This is a genomic window from Bradyrhizobium rifense (assembly GCF_008123425.1).
Lineage (GTDB): Bacteria > Pseudomonadota > Alphaproteobacteria > Rhizobiales > Xanthobacteraceae > Bradyrhizobium > Bradyrhizobium rifense.
The window spans coordinates 21,211-40,028 of sequence record NZ_VSSS01000025.1; the positions used below are offsets into that span (position 1 = coordinate 21,211).

The following is an 18,818-nucleotide window of genomic DNA, read 5'->3' on the forward strand; positions in this document are numbered from 1 at the left end:
GCCGTCAGTACACTCCGGCCGGCCATGTTCCGGGGAGGGGATATGATTTTACGTTTTGGGCGATTTGCCTTGGTCTGCTGCGCGCTTGTTTCGCTTGGCACAATGTCGCTTGCGCGCGCGGAAGGCACCTACGAGATTCCGGCCGGCGCGCATTTCAATCAGGACAAGCTCGCGAAGATCAGCGAGTTCTTCGAGAACGAGGTCGCGACCGGCAAGATCGCGGGTGCAACCGTGCTGATCAAGCAGCAGGGCAAGCCGGTCTACCACGAAGCGTTCGGCGTGCAGGACGTGGTCAGCAAGGCGCCGATCACCGACAAGACGATCTTCCGCCTGTTCTCAATGAGCAAGGCCATCACCGCCGTGGCCGCGATGAAAATGCTCGAGGACGGCAAGATCAAGCTCGACGACCCCGTCTCGAAATACATCCCGTCCTTCGCCAATGTGAAGGTCGGCGTCGAGAAGAAGGCCGACGACGGCACCAAGTCGCTTGAGCTGGTGCCGCCAAACCGGCCGATGACGGTGAAGGATCTGATGACGCACACCTCGGGCGTCACCTACGGCTTTTATGGCGACACCCTGGTCCGCAAGGCCTATCGCGACGCCAATATCTATGCCGGCGATTTCGACCTCGCCGAGTTCGCCGAGCGCATCGCAAAGCTGCCGCTGCACAATCAGCCGGGCGCGCTGTGGCAATACGGCCATTCCACCGACATTCTGGCGCGCGTGATGGAAGTCGCGGCGGGCAAGCCGCTGCTCGATATCGAGCGGGAGACGCTGCTCGGTCCGCTCGGCATGGTCGACACCGGCTTCCTCGTCACGGACCCAGAGAAACAAAAGCTTCTCGCGCAACCGGTGCCGAACGATAGCGATTTCCGGGTTGGCCGGATCAACGATCCGACGGTCGTCAAGAAGATCCAGTTCGCCAGCGGCGGCATGGTGACGACCATGGCCGATTACGAGCGCTTCGCGCAGATGCTGCTCAACGGCGGCACGTTCGACGGCAAGACCATTCTCAAGCCCGAGACGTTCAAGCTGATGACGACCGACCAGGTCGGCGCGAATTCCGGCGTCAGTCGTGACTATTTCTACTTCCCCGGCGACGGTTTCGGCTTCGGACTCGGTCTTGCCGTCCGCACCGATCCCGGCAACGCAAAACCGCCGCCGCCCGGCGATCTCGGGGAATTGAAGTGGGACGGCGCCTCCGGCTGCTATTTCGTGATCGACCCCAAGCAGGACATGTTCTTTGTGCTGCTGGAACAGACCCCGACCGAACGCCAGCGCATCCAACGGACATTGAAGCAACTGGTCTATGAAGCCATGGAGAATTGACATGTTCGGGCGCCGCGCACTGATTGCGGCGCTCGTCCTTTTGTTCGGCGTTGTCGGTGCGCAAGCGGGCCCCGAGAACCGCGCGCACAACTTCTCGCCCGAGGGCCTGGCAAAAGTCTCCGATTACATCAGGAACGAGATCGCAACCGGCAAGTTTCCGGGCGCGATCCTGCTGCTCCAGCAGCACGGCAAGCCGGTCTATTACGAGAATTTCGGCGTACGCGATGTCGCGACCGAGATCTCGATGAGCGCGGACACGATCTTCCGGCTCTATTCGATGTCGAAGCCGATCACCTGTGTCCTTGCCATGATGCTGGTCGAGGAGGGCAAGCTCGCGATCGACGATCCCGTCTCGAAATATATTCCGGCCTTTGCCGGCATGAAGGTCGGCGTCGAGAAGAAGGCCGAGGACAACAAGATCTCGCTGGAGCTGGAGCCGCTCAATCGTCCGGTGACGATCGAGGATTTGATGCGCCACACCGCAGGGATTCCTTACGGCTATTACGGCGGGGGCCTGGTGAACAAGGTCTATGCCGACGCCGGTCTGTTCGACAACAAGGATTCGACCAACGCCGAGCTCGTCGCGAAGATCACTGCGCTGCCACTCGCCGAACAGCCCGGCACGATCTGGGATTACGGACACTCCACGGACGTGCTCGGCCGTGTCATCGAGGTGATATCGGGGAAATCGCTGTTCCAGTTTGCGAAGGAGCGGCTGCTTGATCCGCTCGGCATGAAGGACACCGCGTTCTATGTTGCTGATCCCGCCAACTGGCCGCGCATCGCCGAGCCGATGCCGGAGGATCGCGCGATCAGTCCAATGACGCAGGTCCGCGATCCCCGGAAACCACTGAGGTGGGAGTCGGGCGGCGGCGGCCTCGTCGGCACCGTCGGCGACTATGCGCGCTTCTCACAGATGCTGCTCAACGGCGGCACTCTCGACGGCCGACGCTATCTCAAGCCGGAAACCATCGGCTTGATGGCGTCGGATCACGTCGGTCCCGAAACCCACATCGAGCGCGACAGGAACTTTTACCCGGGCGAGAACTCCGGCTACGGCCTCGGCCTCGCCGTGCGAACCTCGGTGCCGGCAGGGACGTCGTGGCCGCTCGGCGAATATCGCTGGGACGGCGTCGGCGGCACCTTCTTCTTCATCGATCCCGAAGACGATCTGTTCGGGATCTTTATGGTGCAGACCCCGTCGCAGCGCGGCCGGATTCAGCTCTCGCTGAAGACGCTGATCTATCAGGCGATGGGGCGGTGATTACGCCCCGCGCACGATCTCTCTGATATAGCCGACCGTTTCCTCGATCTGGCTCGCATTGACGTCGAGATGGGTGCAGGCGCGGATGCGGCCGTCCATCATCGCGAGCGTCACGCCGCGCTGGCGCAGTGCGGCGACCATCTTGTCGCCGGGCACGCCGGCGCCATCAGGTCTGAAGAACACGAGATTGGTCTCGGGCTCTTGCACCTCGACGCCCGATATCTGCGACAGGCCGCGGGCGAGAGCCCGTGCATTGGCGTGATCGTCGGCGAGGCGTTCGACGTGATGGTCGAGCGCGTAGATGCAGGCCGCCGCGCAGACGCCGGCCTGCCGCATCGAGCCGCCGAGGCGCTGCTTCCACTGCCACACTGCGTCGATGAAGGCGCGGGAGCCCGCGAGCACGCCGCCGATCGGCGCGCCCAGGCCCTTGGAGAAATCGATCCAGGCCGAATCCCAGCCTGCGGTCATGTCGCGCGGAGAGATGCCGCTCGCGACAGTAGCGTTCAGCAGTCGCGCGCCATCCATGTGGGTGACGAGGCCGTGTTGTTTCGCGATCGCGACGATCTCGTCGAGCGCGGCCTTCTTCCAGATCGTGCCGCCGCCGATGTTGGCGGTCTGCTCGACGCTGACGACCGTCTGGGTCGGCTGGTAGCGCGTGCGTGGATGCAAGGCCTTGCGGAACGTCTCCGGCGTGAACTGGCCGTCGGCGCCCTTGAGCTGCGTCACCTGGAAGCCGCCGATCGCAGCATGCGCGCCGCCTTCGCGGGCGATGATGTGGGCGGTCTCATGTGCCAGGATCTCGTCGCCGGGGCGGCAATGCACCAGCATCGCGGTGACGTTGCACATCGTGCCCGAGGGCATGTAGACAGCCGCCTCCTTGCCCATCAGCTCGGCGACGCGCTCGCACAGCGCATTCACGGTCGGATCGTCGCCGACCTGCTCGTCGCCAACTTCGGCCCGCGCCATGGCCTCGCGCATCGCAGCCGTCGGCTTGGTCTGCGTGTCCGAGAGCAGATTGATGCGCACCGGCGGCGCCTTGGGATCGATCGGAGGAGGGGTGTAGAGCATGCGACGGCTCCTGAAAGCATTGCGGCCACTGAAGTGTGGCTCTTAAGCAAAAAGGCCCCGGCGAACCGGGGCCTTTCGATATTCAGATCTTAGCGCGAATAGAATTCGACGACCAGATGGGGCTCCATCTGCACCGGGAACGGCACGTCGGAGAGGGCGGGGATGCGCACATATTTCGCGGTCATCTTGCCGTGGTCGACTTCGAGATAGTCGGGCGTATCGCGCTCGGGGAGCTGGCTGGCTTCGAGAACATGGGCGAGCTGCTTGGAGGCTTCCTTGACCTCGATCACGTCGCCGACCTTGATCTGGTAGCTCGAGATGTTGACCTTGCGGCCGTTCACCCTGATGTGGCCGTGGTTGATGAACTGGCGGGCGGCGAAGATCGTCGAGACGAACTTGGCGCGGTACACGACCGCGTCGAGACGACGCTCGAGCAGGCCGATCAGGTTCTCGCCGGTGTCACCCTTGAGGCGGCTCGCCTCGACATAGATGCCGTGGAACTGACGCTCGGAAATGTTGGCGTAGTAGCCCTTCAGCTTCTGCTTGGCGCGCAGCTGCACGCCGAAGTCGGAGAGCTTGCCCTTGCGGCGCTGGCCGTGCTGGCCGGGGCCGTATTCGCGGCGGTTGACGGGGCTCTTCGGGCGGCCCCAGATGTTCTGGCCCATACGGCGATCGAGTTTGTACTTCGCCTCACTGCGCTTAGTCATCGCGTCCTCTTCGGTTGCATGGTTTGAGGAAACGCGCCCTCCTGGGTGACGGGCTAGCCCGGCACTGACAGGTCCGATCCCCAAAGCTTAAGGGAGAGGACCACGGGTCGCGAAACGCTTCGCGGGCCGAAATCGGCCCGCGAGCAGGGGGCTTTTAGGAGAGTTTGGGTCGATTTGTCAATGCGAATGGTCCCGGAATCAGGTCCCGACCGCCCGGATCGGCTTAGCGCCGGCCGAGCGTAATTCGGCAGCAATTTCAGTGTTCAGCACCTGTTCCAGCCGGGTCAGGACCCGAGCTATGGGGGCCGCGTCGGTGACCCGGTGATCCCAGCGGATCACGACATGGATGGTATGGTCGGGCTCGACCACCCCATAGCTGACGATGAAGGGGCCGGGCGTGATGGGGTGGAGCTCGCCGCCGCCATAGGCGGCCACCGAGCTCACCTGGAAACTGCCGAACCAATTGCCCCGCTGCCGGCCGAAATTTAAGCCCACCGCCCAGGACAGCCGCCGCAACGGCAGCGGCAGGCGGGTCGCCCGCATAATCTTGCGGAACATCGGGACCTCGTCGATCGGCGCGGTCTTGGCAAGCCGGATTTCGGCGTCGACCGCAGCAAGCGCCATGGTCTCCGGGGCCGCGATTCGCTGCGGCATCACGCATTCCTCGCCGTCCTCCACCCGCGCGATGGCGATCAGCGCCACGCTCTTCGGCAGCTCGTAGAGCGACGGCCAGGGCCATTTGGCATAGACGGTGCGCAGGACCGGCTCGTCCCTGGCGACCAGGGCGAACGCCTTGACGAACATCGCGGCCCAGCCGGCCGGTGCCATCGCGCCCGCACGGGCCTCCAGCAGGGGCCGGATATTGAGCGAGCGGGACAGCGAGACGAACGGCACGCCCATCGAGGCGCGCATGAGGTCGATAATCAGGCGGCGCGGCAGCGAAATGTTCTTAGGTTGACCGCGCATCGTTCTCCGGTTCCCGCGGATTGACTTGGGGGACTGATATTGGGGGACGGCGAGGGGCGCCCGCTCGCCGACTGCTCTAGCACGAACCAACCCGCTTCGGTGCGGATCGGTTCGGCCCTTAATCAGGGTGCCGGCGAGGCCAGCGGCTTGGCCTTGTCGACGACGTAAATTCCAAGCACTTTCATAACCTTATCGCCGTGAGCCTTGGCGTCATGCACGACGCCTGCCGGGATTTGATAGGAATCGCCGGCCTTCAGGGTCTTGTCCGGTTGCCCCTCGACGAGAAGATTGAGTTCGCCTTCGAGCACGTAGCCCGTCTCAATTCCAGGATGGGTGTGGCGACCGGCCGCGCCACCTGCAGGGACTTCCGCGATGGCCGTGATGGTGTTGTAGCCGTCCGGGAATTCGGCCTTCTGGAGCGGGGTGCGCTTGATGCCGGTCTGCTGGGCGACGGCGGCGACGGCGAGGCTGGTGAAAGCAAGAACGAGCAGGCTCTTCTTGAGCATTGATTGTTTCCTCCCTGGAATGGCCGACCCTAGCAGCGCCGCCGTTCTCGACAAGGTGGCAATCGGCCTGTTCAGCGCTTGATACCGTCGAAGGCCGCCATGATGCCGCGCTGGAACAGCGACCAGTCGAAGCCGAGCGCGATCGCGCGGTAGCCGCGGTCGATCAGGGCGTTGGCCTGGTCCGCGGTGCGCGCCACGCCGCCGATCGGCACGCCGCTTCTGAGGATGCCGGCTTCCGCGCGGGCGACCAGTTCGAGGAGCTCGGGATCGTCCATCTGTCCGCGCTTGTTGATGGACGTGGCGAGGTCGCCGGGACCGATGACGGCGACGTCGATGCCCGGCGTTGCCATGATCTCGTCGATGCGGTTGACCGCATCGACATGCTCGATGGTGATCATGCAGATCATCTCGTCGTCGGCTGACGCCATGTAGTCCGGCATCGACTGGCCCCAGCGGAACGGCGCGTGGAACGGACCCCACAGTCGATCGCCACGCGGTGGATAGCGTACGCTGCGCGCGGCCTTCTCCGCCTCGCTGCGGTTCGTGATCATCGGGAAATTGATGCCGAAGGCGCCGATGTCCATCGGCGCCTTCGCAAGCCACGGCTCGTTCGCCGCGATCCGCACCAGCGGCGTGCACGGCGTGCCCGCCGTCGCGGCAATCATCGCATGCGCTTCGGTCAACCCAATCGGGCCGTGCTCGAGATCGACGATGATCCAGTCGAGCGAGCGCGCCATGATCTGCACCATCTGCACACTCGGGATCGTTGCGATCGCGCCGAAGGCAGGGCGGCCTTCGCTCCACAATTGGCGGAGGCGATTGAGCGGCGTGGCGGGGACCGGCATGTGATGACCTTGCGCGAGATGACGACGGCCAAGCCTAGCAGCGCGCCGTGTCCGCGAAAAGTCAGGCCAGCGCGCGGCCGCCGAAGAACGGCATCAGGGTCGCCCCGAGCCCATGTGCGCGGTTCGATGTAAAGATCATCTCGGCGCCGGATTGTACGATGTCGCCACTGTGTGGGCCGAGCAGATCGGAGACGCGGCGGGCGATGGCGGGTGCCGGGTCGATCCACTCGACCGGCCATGGCGCGAGCTTCTTCATCCGGTCGAGCAGCAGCGGATAATGCGTGCAGGCGAGCACCACCGTGTCGGTACGCGCGCCCGCGTCTGCAGCATCGCCGACGAAGCAGGGGGTGATCTCGGCAAGGATCTCGCCGTCGCTGATCGGGTGGCCGCTGAGCTCGCGCTCCGCAAGCGAGGCCAACTCGGGCGAGCCGACCAGCGTGACCTCGCAGCCTAGCGCGAAATCGCGGATCAGCGCCTTGGTGTATTCGCGCCTCACCGTGCCCTTGGTGCCGAGCACCGAGACGCGGCGGGTTTTCGAGCGGGCGCAGGCCGGCTTGATCGCCGGCACCGTGCCGACGAAGGGCGCGGAATAAGCGGCACGCAGATGCGATAGGACCAGGGTGGAGGCGGTGTTGCAGGCGATGACGACGAGGTCAGGATCATGGGTGCCGATCAGCTCCCCCATCAGCGGCACGACGCGGGCGATGATCTCGTCCTCGCTGTGATGGCCATAGGGGAAGAAGGCATCGTCGGCGACGTAGACGTAATGCGCATCCGGACGCGCGGCCACAACCTCACGCAGCACGGTGAGGCCGCCAAGGCCGGAGTCGAATACGAGGATCGTCGGAGAATTGGTCACGTCATAACTCTAGCCCGCCATGGTTACCATTCGGTTTTTGGGCGGTTTTGCGGCGGGGATGGCCGGCGCCCAGTTTGGAACGATTCAATTTCACCTTTGCCGCATGTTCCCGCTATTTGCAGCCGTGCTGCGCTGCGGTTGGGACATCCGCAAATTTTCGGGAGCCGACATGATCAGAAACACGAGGACCGGCTGGGGGAGCGTCGCCCGGTGGTTTCACTGGGGCTTGGCGCTGGCGATCATCGGCACGATCGGCCTCGGATAGTGGATGAACCACATCCCGGCGCGCGCCGACAAGTTCTTCTACCGGTCGATCCACGCCGACATCGGCTATGTGATCCTGCTGCTGACGGTGCTGCGGATCGTTTGGCGCGCCATCAACCCGACGCCGGCACTTCCGGCCGAGACCTCGCGCTGGCAGAAGGTCGCGGCCCATGTCAGCCATGGTGCGCTCTATCTCGTCGTGATCCTGGTCGCGATGCTGGGCTGGGCGCATTCCGGCGCGCGCACGCCCAACTATTCGGACTTCTTCGGCCTGTTCAACGTGCCGCAATTCACCTCTCCGGACAAAGCGGCGGCGGGTGCCTATGAGGACCGCCACATCTTCTTTGCCTATGTGCTGCTGGCCCTGATCGCGGTTCACGTGATTGCAGCCCTCTGGCACCACTTCATCCGCCGCGACCGGGTCGTAGCGCGCATGGTGACGGACGAGGCGGCGTAGGGGCGCGATAGCGAGCGCGGTGCGGGAGTAAGGCGGCATCTCATCGAACGCATGATCCGAGGCTGGTGGCGAGCGCAGCCAGGTGGCAGATTGCGGAACGAACCACTCATGGTGTCGCAGGCGTGGACAGTGGACGGCAGATTGAAGTGACAGCGAAGCCCGTCGTGCTGGTCGTCGAGGACGATCCGCTCCAGATGATGATTGCCGGCGACTCGTCGAGGATGCCGGATTGACGCCGATTTTCGCAGAGAATGCGGACGAGGCGATCGTCATGCTGGAAAGCCGTGACGATATCCGGATCGTGTTGACCGACGTCGATATGCCGGGCTCGATGGACGGCTTGCGGTTGGCCGCAATCGTGCGCAATCGCTGGCCACCCATTCAGCTCGTCGTCGTCTCCGGGCACATGCTGGTCGAGCACGCCGAGCTGCCGGAGCGGAGCCGCTTCTTCAACAAGCCCTATGCGCCTGACAAGATGATCGGGGCGCTGCGCAGCCTGGTCGCCTGAACGATCTTCAAGGTGACACTTGGCTACACACTTGGCTACGCTATGCTGACCGCGGGCGAAGCTCTGCCCGCAGGAGGCCTTATGCTCACCGTTCATCACCTCGGCAAATCGCAATCCGAACGTATCGTCTGGCTTTGCGAGGAGCTTGGGATTCCCTATGAGCTGAAGCGCTACGCGCGCGATTCCGTCACCATGCTGGCGCCGCCCGACTACAAGGCGCTGCATCCGATCGGGGCGGCGCCCGTCATCGTCGACGGCGATCTCGTACTCGCCGAATCCGGCGCCATCGTCGATTACATCATGGCCAAATACGGCAAGGGCCGCCTCGTGCTTGGCCCGGACGCGCCCGACTTCGCGCAATTCCTGTACTGGTTTCACTTCGCCAACGGCACGCTGCAAGCCGGCATGGGCCGGCTGATGCTGCTGAACCGGCTCAAGCTCGCCGAGGACAATCCGATGCTGCCCGCGACCAAGGCGCGGGTCGATCGCGCATTCGACCTGGTCGATACGCGCGTGCGCGACGCCGAGTATCTGGCCGGCAGCACCTTCACCACGGCCGACATCATGATGGGCTTCTCGCTCACCACGATGCGTTATTTCCAGCCCTACGATCTCGCGCGCTGCCCGAACGTGGTCAAATATCTCGGCCGCATCGGCGCGCGTCCAGCCTACCGGCGCGCGATGGAGAAGGGCGATCCCGGGATGGCGCTGCTCTTGAGCTGAGCCGTGTTCACGCGGTCCTGTTCGTGGTCGGCGCCCGCGCCGCGGTCAGCTGCTTCTGCAGGCGATCGATGTTTTGCAGCAGGCGTTGGCTGGTCAGCACCAGGAAATAATAGCCGAACTGCGGGTCCTGGAAGTAGATCTCCAGCAGCCGGTCATAGGTGATTGTCAGCACCTGGCCGTCTTCGATGCATTCGATCGTTCCGGTGCGCCGGTTGTCCGGTGTCAGGAAGCCGAGCTCGCCCATCAGCGCGCCGGGCCCGATCTCGACATTGATTTCCTTGACCAGGAACTTGCCGGTGACGGTCAGGAGCATCTCCTTGGCCGGATCGCCGAGCTTGAAGAGCGTGTCGCCGTGGCGATATTTGCGTTCGGTCATGAACGGCTTGAGCCATTCGATCGACATGTCGCCTTCGGCCGCATGCCGCGCCTTCTTGACCAGCTTGAGCATCTGTCGCAGGCGGATGGCGTTGATCGGCAACAGCAGCAGATATAGGACGAACGTCGAGACATTTGCGGAGAGCGCACCGAAAATGGCGAAGAACGCACAGCCGATCATGTTGGCGACGCGCAGCGGAACCATCGTCCGCATCAGCAAGGTTGCGACGAAGAAGCCGGCGCCGACTGTAGCGAACATGTTGGCCAGTGTGATGTTATGGACGAAGATCTCCAGCAACCGGTTGAAGATCGCGTCGTAGGTGACGTTGTTGGGGTCGAGGCCCATCTGGACCAGGATCTTCGCGATCCTGAGGTTATCCGTGGCCGCGTCCAGAATGCGGTCGAGGATCGAGGAAATGTCTGCGCTGCCGGACGGCATGGTCCTATCCCTGCGTAAGGCTTTCAGTCCTGCTCGGTATTCGTATAGCCGAAATCGAATGACGACCGCTTGAATGAAGCCTTCGGCCGTCATGCTGCAAGAGGCAAATTTTAGCCTGATCGGGCATTTCGGCAATTGCCCGTTGGTTGCGCGTGTGGCCTCGGTGCGGCCCGTGATTCGGGGCCGCCGGGGCGCGGGCCTGGGCGTCGTGAACGGATTTTGGACGGACTTTGGACGAACCTGGGCGCCCCCGGCACGGCGGGGCGGGGGTATCTCCGCCTCAGGGCTTGGCGCTGGGCTGGATGACCTGCTGCTCGACGAGGGTCAGGTGTCCGGGCAGCGCGCCGGCGCGCAGCAGCATGGCGACGCTGTTGGCCTCCTCGAGGGTGAAATTGCCGGAGATCTGGACCGAGCCGCCGGTGATGGGCTCGCGGATCACGGGGGCGGCGATCACCTTGTCGTCGAGCGCGATGGCGAAGGATCTGCCAACGTTCTCTTCCGTGACGTGGGCGAGGCGCCGCGTGCCGCGTCCGTTGAAGCGGAACGAGGCGACCGGGTCCTTGGTGCCGGCTGCAAAGCCGGGCGCCGCATAGTTGATGTCGTCGCCGTCGAGCACGCTGTCCTTGGCGACCAGATAGGGGCGCTTGTCCTTGAAGCCGAGCAGGACTTCGGAGCCTTCGGGCGGCGTGCCGGATTGCGCCTGCTCCGGCGACATCGAAGCGTCGATCAGGCGGAAGCTGACCTTGACCTTCCGTGCGAAGGTCGCGGTGATGCGCTCGGGGTCGGTCACACCAGGCAGGAAGATGCGGATACGGTCGGTCCCGTCAGGGACGACGCTGACAAGCTTGACGCCGGAATCCTTGAGGCGCTGCTCGATCATGGCGATGGAATCTTCGACGAGCTCATTCAGCCGTGCCGCGGATGCGGCATCGGTCGGCGCGAGCCTGACCGCTCCGTCGCCGCCGTCGGTCACGGCGAGCGCATGGGAGGGCAGTCCGTCCGTGGTCGAGGCGAGCTTGCGCGCGAGCTGATCGCGGCCTTTGGCGTCCGCGATCTTGACATCGACGCCGCCGTCGCGGATCGCAAGATTGGAGAAGGCGATATGGCCATCGTGCAAATTCTTGTAGACGTCGTCGCGCAGATCCGTGGCGACGCTCTCGCGCAGGCCATCGCCGTCCACCTTGTAGATGATGCGTGACCCACCCAGTGTCTGCATCTTGTCGCCGATGAAGGCCGTGATCTTGGCGCGCATCTTGTCGAGCGGGCCCTCGGCGAGCGCGGCGCGCGGCTGGGCGATCACCGTTGCCATGGTGAGTGCGACGATCAGCCGTGTGGCGCGGTCCCGCAGGGGCGTGGTCATGATCACCTCAAGTCTTGCGGCAGGACGCTGGCAGGCGAATCCGACGCATGTTCTTGGTCCCCGGATCGGGCGAGGAGGTTCAAAGGCCTCGAATACCGGTGCTACGACCGTAGTCGTTAGGCCATGGACGAACGCCAAATCATCCATCATTCTGTCCGCGCTCGACCGGTTACCGGTCGGGGCCTCGCCGAACCACAATGTCAAAAGACAGGCGGCGAGGGAATGCATCTGAGGGAGGACGGAATTCCATGGCGGGCATCCACGCGCTCGATCGGCTCATCGGCAACGACTATCCGAAGCTCTTGACGGACGAGGAGGTCCGGGCCTTCGAGCAGGTCCCTTACGCGGACCGTGTCGCGGCAGACAGCACCTATGATGCCATCAAGCTCGGGGCTGCGCGCAACCCCGACGGGGCGGCGATCCAGTTTCTGCAAAATGCCGATCCGGCCGATACGCCGCTCGTGGTCACCTACCACGACTTCATCGCGCGCGTGACGCAGGCCGCCAACATGTTTCACGCGCTCGGCGCGGAAAAGGGCGACGTCATCTCCTTTATGCTGCCGCTGCTGCCCGATGCCTTCGTGACGCTGTTCGGTGCGGAGGCCGCCGGCATCGCCAATCCCGTCAACCCGCTGCTCGAGCCGCACCAGATCGCGGAAATTCTGGAAGCGGCGAACACGAAAATCCTGGTGGCGCTCGGGCCGATGCCGGGCACCGACATCTGGCAAAAGGTCGAGCAGATCCGACCGCAACTCAAGCACCTCAAGACGATCGTGCAGGTGGCTGGCGGTGGCGATCCCGCCAATGGAATTTTCGCGTTCAGCGATCTGATCAAGCAGCAGCCGTCCGACCGGCTTATCAGCGGGCGCAAGATTTTGGGCAGCGACATCGCGGCCTATTTCCACACCGGCGGCACCACCGGCACGCCGAAGCTGGTACGGCACACCCACGCCAACCAAGTCTATCAGGCCTGGGCGCTCAATCTGCTGCTGAAGACAAAGCCGGGCGCCAACATGCTGTTCGGCATGCCGCTGTTTCACGTCGGCGGATCGTTGACCCAGGTGTTGCTGACTCTGTCCGCAGGCGGCTCGCTGGTCGTGCTGTCGCCGAGTGGCTGGCGCAACCCGAACGCGGTGAAGAACATTTGGGGGCTGGTCGAGCGCTTCAAGCCGGAGGCGCTGTCGAGTGTGCCGACGGTGCTCGCCGCAACGCTCGCGGTGCCGCCTGGCAATGCCGACATCTCCAGCCTGAAATATGCAGCCGGCGGCGGCTCGGCGATTCCGGTCGCTGTGGGATCTGCGATCCAGAAGAAGCTCAAGCTGCCGGTGGTCGAGGTCTACGGCATGACCGAGACCTCGAGCGTGCACACGCTCGCTTATCCCAGCCGGCCGATCCGGCTCGGCTCGGTCGGCCTGCCCATGCCTTACGCGCGTGTCCGCATCGTGCAGCTCGATGCCGATGGCCGCCTGATCCGCGACTGCAAGCCGGACGAGATCGGCGTCGTCATCATGGCCGGGCCCGGCGTGTTCGGCGGCTATCTCAACGACGCCCACAACAAGGGGGCCTTTGTCGATGAGGTTTGGGTCAATTCCGGCGATCTCGGCCGGCTCGATGCCGACGGCTATCTCTGGATCACCGGCCGCGCCAAGGACCTCGTGATCCGCGGCGGTCACAATATCGATCCGGCGCCGATCGAGGAGATCATGTTCCGCCATCCCGCCGTCGGTTTCGCCGCGGTGGTCGGCCAGCCCGACGCTTATGCTGGCGAGCTGCCGGTGGGCTACGTGCAGTTGAAGCCCGGCGCGTCCGTCGAGCCGGGCGAATTGGAGACATGGGTGCGCGAGCGCACGCCGGAGCGCGCCGCCGTGCCCGTGCAGATTATCCCGATCGATCCGATGCCGGTCACGGGCGTCGGCAAGGTGTTCAAGCCGCAGCTGCGCTGGGACGCCGCGCAGCGCGTGTTCACGAAGGTGCTTGCGCCACTCGCCGAGCGCAGCATCGACTGCAAGGTCAAGGTCGGCGCCCATGGCAGTCATGGCTCGATTGCGACCGTGACGGTTGTGGGCGCGCCGGAGGACAAGCAGGGCGCGGTCGCCGGCGAGGTGCACAAGCTGCTCGACCCGTTCGTGATGCGGCATGAGGTGGTTTTCGGCTAGTCGGGGGTAAGCCCGATGGGGCCGCACGCGGCATGGCCCCATTTCTTCCGATTGCATTGCGCATCGCCGTTACCCGCGGATCGCCGCGTTGGCCCTGTCGGCTGCTCCCGTCATCGCATCCTTCGCCGATTTCGCACCGCTGACCACTTCATTCACGCCGATCATGAAGGCGTCCAGGATCGGTCTCGATTGCGGATGGAAAAGGATCGCCTTGGCGCGGTCGACATCGGCATTCTGCAAGTTGGTCAGCGCCGCCTCTGCTGCCTCCGAGCCGAACGCCGTCTTGAAGCCTTCGCTCGACCAGGCCGACACGCGTGTCGTCGCCAGCCCCGCAGCAGCAGTCCGCAACGAGGTCGCCTTGCTCGTCGCCCAGAGCAGGAACAGGAAAGCCGCCCGCTTGTTTCGGGATTTGGAATTGATGCACGCCTGCCAGTGCGACATGAAGGGGACGGGTCCTCGACCGGCGAGATGCGGAAAGGTTGCAAACCCGGCCTGCTTGGCGACACGGCTTTTCGCTGGATTGGAGATGTCGGTAGCGAAGTTGCTGCTGTCGATTGCCATCGCCGTCCGCCCCTGGAGGAAGTCGTCCAGCACGTTGTACCATTCATAGCTGCCGACGCCGGCAGGCCCGGCTTGGCTGAGCAGCTGTCCGTACATCTCGACGGCCGCGATCGCCTCCGGGCTCGCGAAAGCGACCCTGTTGTGCTCGACCATGGCCCCGCCGTAGGAGAACACGAAGCCCATGGCCGGTGGGGAGGAATTGCCGCCGGCCTGAGCCCGCATGGTGATCCCCGACATCCCGTTGGTCTTCACCGCCCTGGCGGCGGCAAGCAGCTCTTCGAAAGTCTGGGGAAGCGGCTGGTCCTTGGCTGCCAGCGCCTCCTTGTTGATGAAAAGCGTCATCGCCTCGGAGGTAATCGGGACGGCGTACCGTTCGCCGTCCGACCACAGCGGGAAAGCTCGAGCCGTCTTGAGCAGGTCGCTCTCGTCATACCACGCGGGATCGGTCAGCGACCTGTTGGAAAAATAGCCGTTGAGCGGCTCCAGCCATCCATTCGAGATGCCCTGGCCATAGGTCGTGAACATGAAGACGTCGGGCGTGCTGCTGCCGCGGGCGAGCCTGATCGGCAGCGCACCGAGATAGGTGGTTTCCAGTTGGAAATCGATGTTGACGCTGATGCCGGTGAGTATGGTGAACTCCGGCAACAGCGGCGCGATCGCATTCGACCAGGGATGGATCGCGCCCGAAAGCGCGATCGTCTGTCCTGCAAATTGCTTCCAGTCGATCGCGGCGGCATCGGCCGGGGGGGCATCCTCCGCCAGGCCTCGCCCTGGCAACAGCCCGACTGCCGGCAAGACGGCTCCCGCCGCTCCCAATCCCTTGACGAAGCTCCGACGGCTGGTTGACACCCCACCGCTCCCTGAGTTTCCGCCTGGCACCATGTTGGCGCTCCTAATTGCGGGCAGTCAATTGCAACAAAGGAGACGTCACCCGTGACATTGTGCCCCGCCAACTGGCGGAGTTCGGCGCCGGTGTAGCGTGCGTCGAGAATGGCTGGTTCCCCGCTCACCTGCGCGGACCCGCCCATGCTATCGTTCCGGCAACGCTCCGGTCCGACGCGCGTCGAAGTCCACGGCCAATGTCAGTCCTTGCTCCTGGCTATTATCTGCGGTGGTTTGCTCGTCCGCTGATCCTTGCGGTCGCAGTGCTTGTGGCCTTGTTTGCCGCGACTAGCCTCCTCGGTCTGCAATATTGGGAGGAGCGGCAAGCAGCTCATCAGTTCACCGAGCATAGCCGCCAGGTGCTCGAAACGCTCGATCGGCTGCGGGCAATCGTCGCGGAACTGGAGACCGAAAGGCGCGGGTATCTCATGACCCTCGACCCCGCCTATCTCAAGGCCTACGGCGTCTCTGACGAAAGTGTACGACGGGAGGCTCAGGCGCTACAGACGCTGGTCGCGGACGATCCCTTGCAGGGCCTTCGGGCCGGACATCTGGCACTGACCGTTGCAGCAACGCTCCGCGAAATCGACGAGTTGCTGAAGACGGCCGGCACGTCCGGGCTGGCCGCGCTGGCAATGATCCGCAGCATGGACGAGATCCGCTCGCAAATCGACCAGATGGTGGATCACGAGCGCTTTCGGCTCGCCGACCGGGAGGCGCGCGCTGAAGCATTCGAGCGACGCTGGACCTGGCTGATCGCCGGCGCCGTTGTCCTCGTCGTCGCGCTGGCCGGAGCGGCGCTGGCGCTCGCGCGGCTCGAAGCGAAGCGGCGAAGAAAGGCGACCGAGGAGAACATCCAGCTCCAGAGTGATCTTGCAGCACGAGATATCAAGATCAGGCGCCTGTTCGATGCCAACATCATCGGCATCATCATCTGGGAAGTCGAGGGACGCATTCTGGAGGCCAACGATGCATTCCTGCGCATCGTGGGATACGACCGGGAGGATCTTGCCTCGGGGCGTCTGCATCGGACCGACCTCACACCGCCGGAATGGCGCGACCGCGATTTGCATACCGTGGCGGAATTGAAGCGGGTCGGGTCGGCCCAACCATTCGAGAAGGAGTATGTGCGGAAGGACGGAAGCCGTGTGCCGGTGCTGATCGGCGGGACCATGTTTGGGGAAGGTACGGATAATGGCGTCGGCTTCGTCCTTGATCTGACGCCGCTCAAGCGGGCGGAAGCCGAAAGCCGCGAACACGAGCGGCGCTACCGTGAAGCCCTGATGGAACTCGCGCACGCAAATCGCGTCACCACGATGGGGCAACTCACCGCTTCGATTGCCCATGAAGTCAACCAGCCTATCGCCGCGATGGTGGCGAACGCCGAGGCCGGGTTGAACTGGCTGGAGGCCCAACCGCCAAATTTGGAGCGGGTTCGACAGACGTTCGGCTGGATTACCAGTGACGGCATGCGAGCCGGCGACATCATCGGCCGGATTCGGGCGCTCATCAGGAATGCTCCCCCGCAAAAAGAGAATCTGGAGATCAACTCGGCGGTGCTTGAGGTCATCGCACTGACCCGCAGCGAAGCGTTCAAGAACGGCGTCTCGGTGCGAACGCAATTCGCCGAGGGCTTGCCGGACGTTCAGGCGGATCGGGTTCAACTTCAGCAAGTGGTGCTCAACCTGATCGTCAACGCGATCGAGGCGATGGCCGCGGTCGGCGAAGGGGAACGCGAGTTGCTGATCAGCACCGGTCGGGATGCATCGGACGGCGTGCACGTCACTTTGCGGGATTCCGGTCCGGGGCTGGATCCGAAGAACATGGAGCGCCTGTTCGAAGCCTTCTACACCACCAAGCCCACAGGGATGGGGATGGGCCTCGCCATTTGCCGCTCGATCATCGAGGCGCATGGCGGACGGATGTGGGCTGGTGCAAACGAGCCTCGGGGCGCCGTCTTCCAGTTCACCTTGCCTCTCGCGTCAGACCAGACCGCATCTCGCCCGATGAGGGCGGATGAGCCAATAGGTCTACGCTCTGCGGCCCGATGACGGGCGCCACGTAGCGCGTCTTCACCAACGTGCTGACGCCGCTCGTCGATCGCGACCGTGACGCTTGCGCGGCGGTCGACACAAGGCTTGCATGCCTCGCCGCAAGCGAGCATCATTCCCCAAAAAAATGGGGGAAACCGATGCCTGAACTCACTCGCCGCAGCCATCTTCGGCAATTGTCGGCCGTGCTCGGATCCGCCGCGCTGCCTGGGTGGTCGGGGTCGACATGGGCTTCAGAGTCGGACATTCCGCCTGAAGGCATCGGCAAGGGCATCCAGCACATCTCCTACAGCGATATCGGCGGGCGGCCCGACAGCGTGCAGGTGATGTTCAACCGGCAGCACATCTATGTCGGGCACATGTTCAGCGACGGCGTGACGATTTTGGACGCCTCCGATCCGCGTGTGCTGAAGCCGGTCAATTTCTTCACCGCGGGACAATATACCCGCACCCACCATCTCCAGGTGGCGGAAGACATGCTGCTGCTTGCGAACGGCGCCAACATCGTCGCGATGCAGTCGTATGACAACATGCGCGGCTATTTCGAGAACACGCTGGTCGACAGCATCACCAAGGCGAAGAAATTCCGCTCGGGCCTCTCCATCCACGACATCTCCAAACCCGGCGAGATGCGCGAGATCGCATTCCTCGAAATGCCCGGATTCGGCATCAACCGTCTGTGGTGGCCGGGCGGCCGCTATGCCTATGTGTCGGCGCATTTCGACGGGTTCACCGACCATATCCTCTGCGTGGTCGATCTCAAGACCATCACGAAGCCGGAGATCGTCGCGAAATGGTGGCTGCCGGGCATGAACCGCGCGGCCGGCGAGCCGGCGACGCCGAAGGGCAAGCGCTACGCGCTCCATCACATGATCACGGCGGGCGATCGCGGCTATGCCGCCTGGCGCGACGGCGGCTTCACCATCCACGACATCAGCGATCCCACCAATCCAAAACTGCTGTCGCACATCAACTGGTCGCCACCCTTCGCCGGCGGCACGCATACGCCGCTGCCGCTGCCGAAGCGTCAGCTTGCGGTGGTCGCGGATGAAGCGAATGCGGATCAATGCGCCAAGGGCCTGTTCCACACCTTCGTGCTCGACGTGCGCGCGCCGGAAAATCCGGTGCCGATCGCAACCCTGCCGACGCCGCGCGACCGCGATTTCTGCACCAACGGCACCTTCGGCCCGCATAATCTCCACGAGAACCGCCCCGGCTCGTTCCAGAGCGAGGAGACGATTTTCGCGACCTACAACAATGCCGGCGTACGGGTGTTCGACGTCAGAGACGCCTTTGCGCCGAAGGAGCTCGCCTACTGGGTGCCGCCGACGCCGAAGAAGCTCGTCGATCCCCGCCCGAACGTCGCGCTCGCGGCGAAGACTTGTGACGCCTATGTCCGGCCTGACGGCATGATGTTCGTCAGCGACTGGAACGCCGGCATGCACGTGCTGCAATATCAGGGGTGAGAAGTACGCAGTCGTAGGGTGGGTTAGCGACG

General features: G+C 64.0%; 15 protein-coding genes and 3 pseudogenes. 9 read left to right on the plus strand and 9 right to left on the minus strand.

Features of this window, described 5'->3' with window-relative positions; all coding sequences use genetic code 11:
* Positions 1-42 precede the first annotated feature (42 nt).
* Positions 43-1,329 (plus strand): serine hydrolase domain-containing protein, encoded by a 1,287-nt coding sequence (locus FXB40_RS15525; RefSeq protein WP_187436905.1) that lies wholly within the window; start codon positions 43-45, stop codon positions 1,327-1,329.
* 1 nt (position 1,330) lies between these two features.
* Positions 1,331-2,593 carry a serine hydrolase domain-containing protein gene (locus FXB40_RS15530; protein WP_187436906.1) on the plus strand — a complete coding sequence of 421 codons (1,263 nt, stop codon included), beginning with the start codon at positions 1,331-1,333 and terminating at the stop codon, positions 2,591-2,593.
* Here FXB40_RS15530 and FXB40_RS15535 read toward each other — a convergent pair whose 3' ends face one another.
* The 6 genes from FXB40_RS15535 to murI form a co-directional block, all read right to left on the minus strand.
* Complete coding sequence (locus tag FXB40_RS15535) at positions 2,594-3,661, minus strand: threonine aldolase family protein (RefSeq protein ID WP_148773061.1); 1,068 nt, start codon at positions 3,659-3,661, stop codon at positions 2,594-2,596. It lies immediately after the preceding gene.
* Positions 3,662-3,750: 89 nt separating this feature from the next.
* Positions 3,751-4,368: a 30S ribosomal protein S4 gene (gene rpsD, locus FXB40_RS15540; RefSeq protein ID WP_148773062.1), complete on the minus strand. Its 618-nt coding sequence runs from the start codon at positions 4,366-4,368 to the stop codon at positions 3,751-3,753.
* A gap of 198 nt (positions 4,369-4,566) precedes the next feature.
* Complete coding sequence (locus FXB40_RS15545; RefSeq protein WP_148773063.1) at positions 4,567-5,334, minus strand: acyltransferase; 768 nt, start codon at positions 5,332-5,334, stop codon at positions 4,567-4,569.
* Between the two features lie 122 nt (positions 5,335-5,456).
* Positions 5,457-5,840, minus strand: a complete 384-nt coding sequence (locus FXB40_RS15550) for a cupin domain-containing protein (RefSeq protein WP_148773064.1) — start codon at positions 5,838-5,840, stop codon at positions 5,457-5,459.
* A gap of 71 nt (positions 5,841-5,911) precedes the next feature.
* Positions 5,912-6,685 carry an HpcH/HpaI aldolase family protein gene (locus FXB40_RS15555; protein ID WP_148773065.1) on the minus strand — a complete coding sequence of 258 codons (774 nt, stop codon included), beginning with the start codon at positions 6,683-6,685 and terminating at the stop codon, positions 5,912-5,914.
* A 61-nt stretch (positions 6,686-6,746) separates the two neighbouring features.
* Complete coding sequence (gene murI, locus FXB40_RS15560) at positions 6,747-7,544, minus strand: glutamate racemase (RefSeq protein ID WP_148773066.1); 798 nt, start codon at positions 7,542-7,544, stop codon at positions 6,747-6,749.
* Positions 7,545-7,713: 169 nt separating this feature from the next.
* On the opposite strand from murI, the pseudogene FXB40_RS15570 reads away from it, so the two are divergent.
* The 3 genes and pseudogenes from FXB40_RS15570 (at position 7,714) to FXB40_RS15580 (ending at position 9,496) form a co-directional block, all read left to right on the plus strand.
* A pseudogene (locus tag FXB40_RS15570) lies at positions 7,714-8,265 on the plus strand (cytochrome b).
* Between the two features lie 229 nt (positions 8,266-8,494).
* Complete coding sequence (locus tag FXB40_RS15575) at positions 8,495-8,773, plus strand: response regulator (protein ID WP_347339765.1); 279 nt, start codon at positions 8,495-8,497, stop codon at positions 8,771-8,773.
* 81 nt (positions 8,774-8,854) lie between these two features.
* Complete coding sequence (locus FXB40_RS15580; RefSeq protein ID WP_148773069.1) at positions 8,855-9,496, plus strand: glutathione S-transferase family protein; 642 nt, start codon at positions 8,855-8,857, stop codon at positions 9,494-9,496.
* Between the two features lie 7 nt (positions 9,497-9,503).
* Here FXB40_RS15580 and FXB40_RS15585 read toward each other — a convergent pair whose 3' ends face one another.
* Positions 9,504-10,310 (minus strand): Crp/Fnr family transcriptional regulator, encoded by an 807-nt coding sequence (locus FXB40_RS15585; RefSeq protein WP_187436907.1) that lies wholly within the window; start codon positions 10,308-10,310, stop codon positions 9,504-9,506.
* Positions 10,311-10,590: 280 nt separating this feature from the next.
* Positions 10,591-11,670: a SecDF P1 head subdomain-containing protein gene (locus tag FXB40_RS15590; RefSeq protein WP_148773071.1), complete on the minus strand. Its 1,080-nt coding sequence runs from the start codon at positions 11,668-11,670 to the stop codon at positions 10,591-10,593.
* A gap of 248 nt (positions 11,671-11,918) precedes the next feature.
* Between FXB40_RS15590 and FXB40_RS15595 the strand changes: the two genes are divergently transcribed.
* Positions 11,919-13,826, plus strand: coding sequence for an acyl-CoA synthetase (locus FXB40_RS15595; RefSeq protein ID WP_148773072.1), 1,908 nt, complete (start codon positions 11,919-11,921; stop codon positions 13,824-13,826).
* 69 nt (positions 13,827-13,895) lie between these two features.
* On the opposite strand, the gene FXB40_RS15600 is transcribed toward FXB40_RS15595, so the two are convergent.
* Positions 13,896-15,236: an ABC transporter substrate-binding protein gene (locus FXB40_RS15600; protein WP_246207633.1), complete on the minus strand. Its 1,341-nt coding sequence runs from the start codon at positions 15,234-15,236 to the stop codon at positions 13,896-13,898.
* Positions 15,237-15,466: 230 nt separating this feature from the next.
* Here FXB40_RS15600 and FXB40_RS49160 point away from each other — a divergent pair.
* From FXB40_RS49160 to FXB40_RS15610, 3 genes and pseudogenes are all read left to right on the plus strand, one after another.
* A pseudogene (locus FXB40_RS49160) lies at positions 15,467-15,931 on the plus strand (CHASE3 domain-containing protein); the annotation flags it as partial.
* Positions 15,932-16,024: 93 nt separating this feature from the next.
* A pseudogene (locus FXB40_RS15605) lies at positions 16,025-17,320 on the plus strand (sensor histidine kinase); the annotation flags it as partial.
* A gap of 140 nt (positions 17,321-17,460) precedes the next feature.
* Positions 17,461-18,786, plus strand: a complete 1,326-nt coding sequence (locus tag FXB40_RS15610) for an LVIVD repeat-containing protein (protein WP_148773075.1) — start codon at positions 17,461-17,463, stop codon at positions 18,784-18,786.
* Positions 18,787-18,818 lie beyond the last annotated feature (32 nt).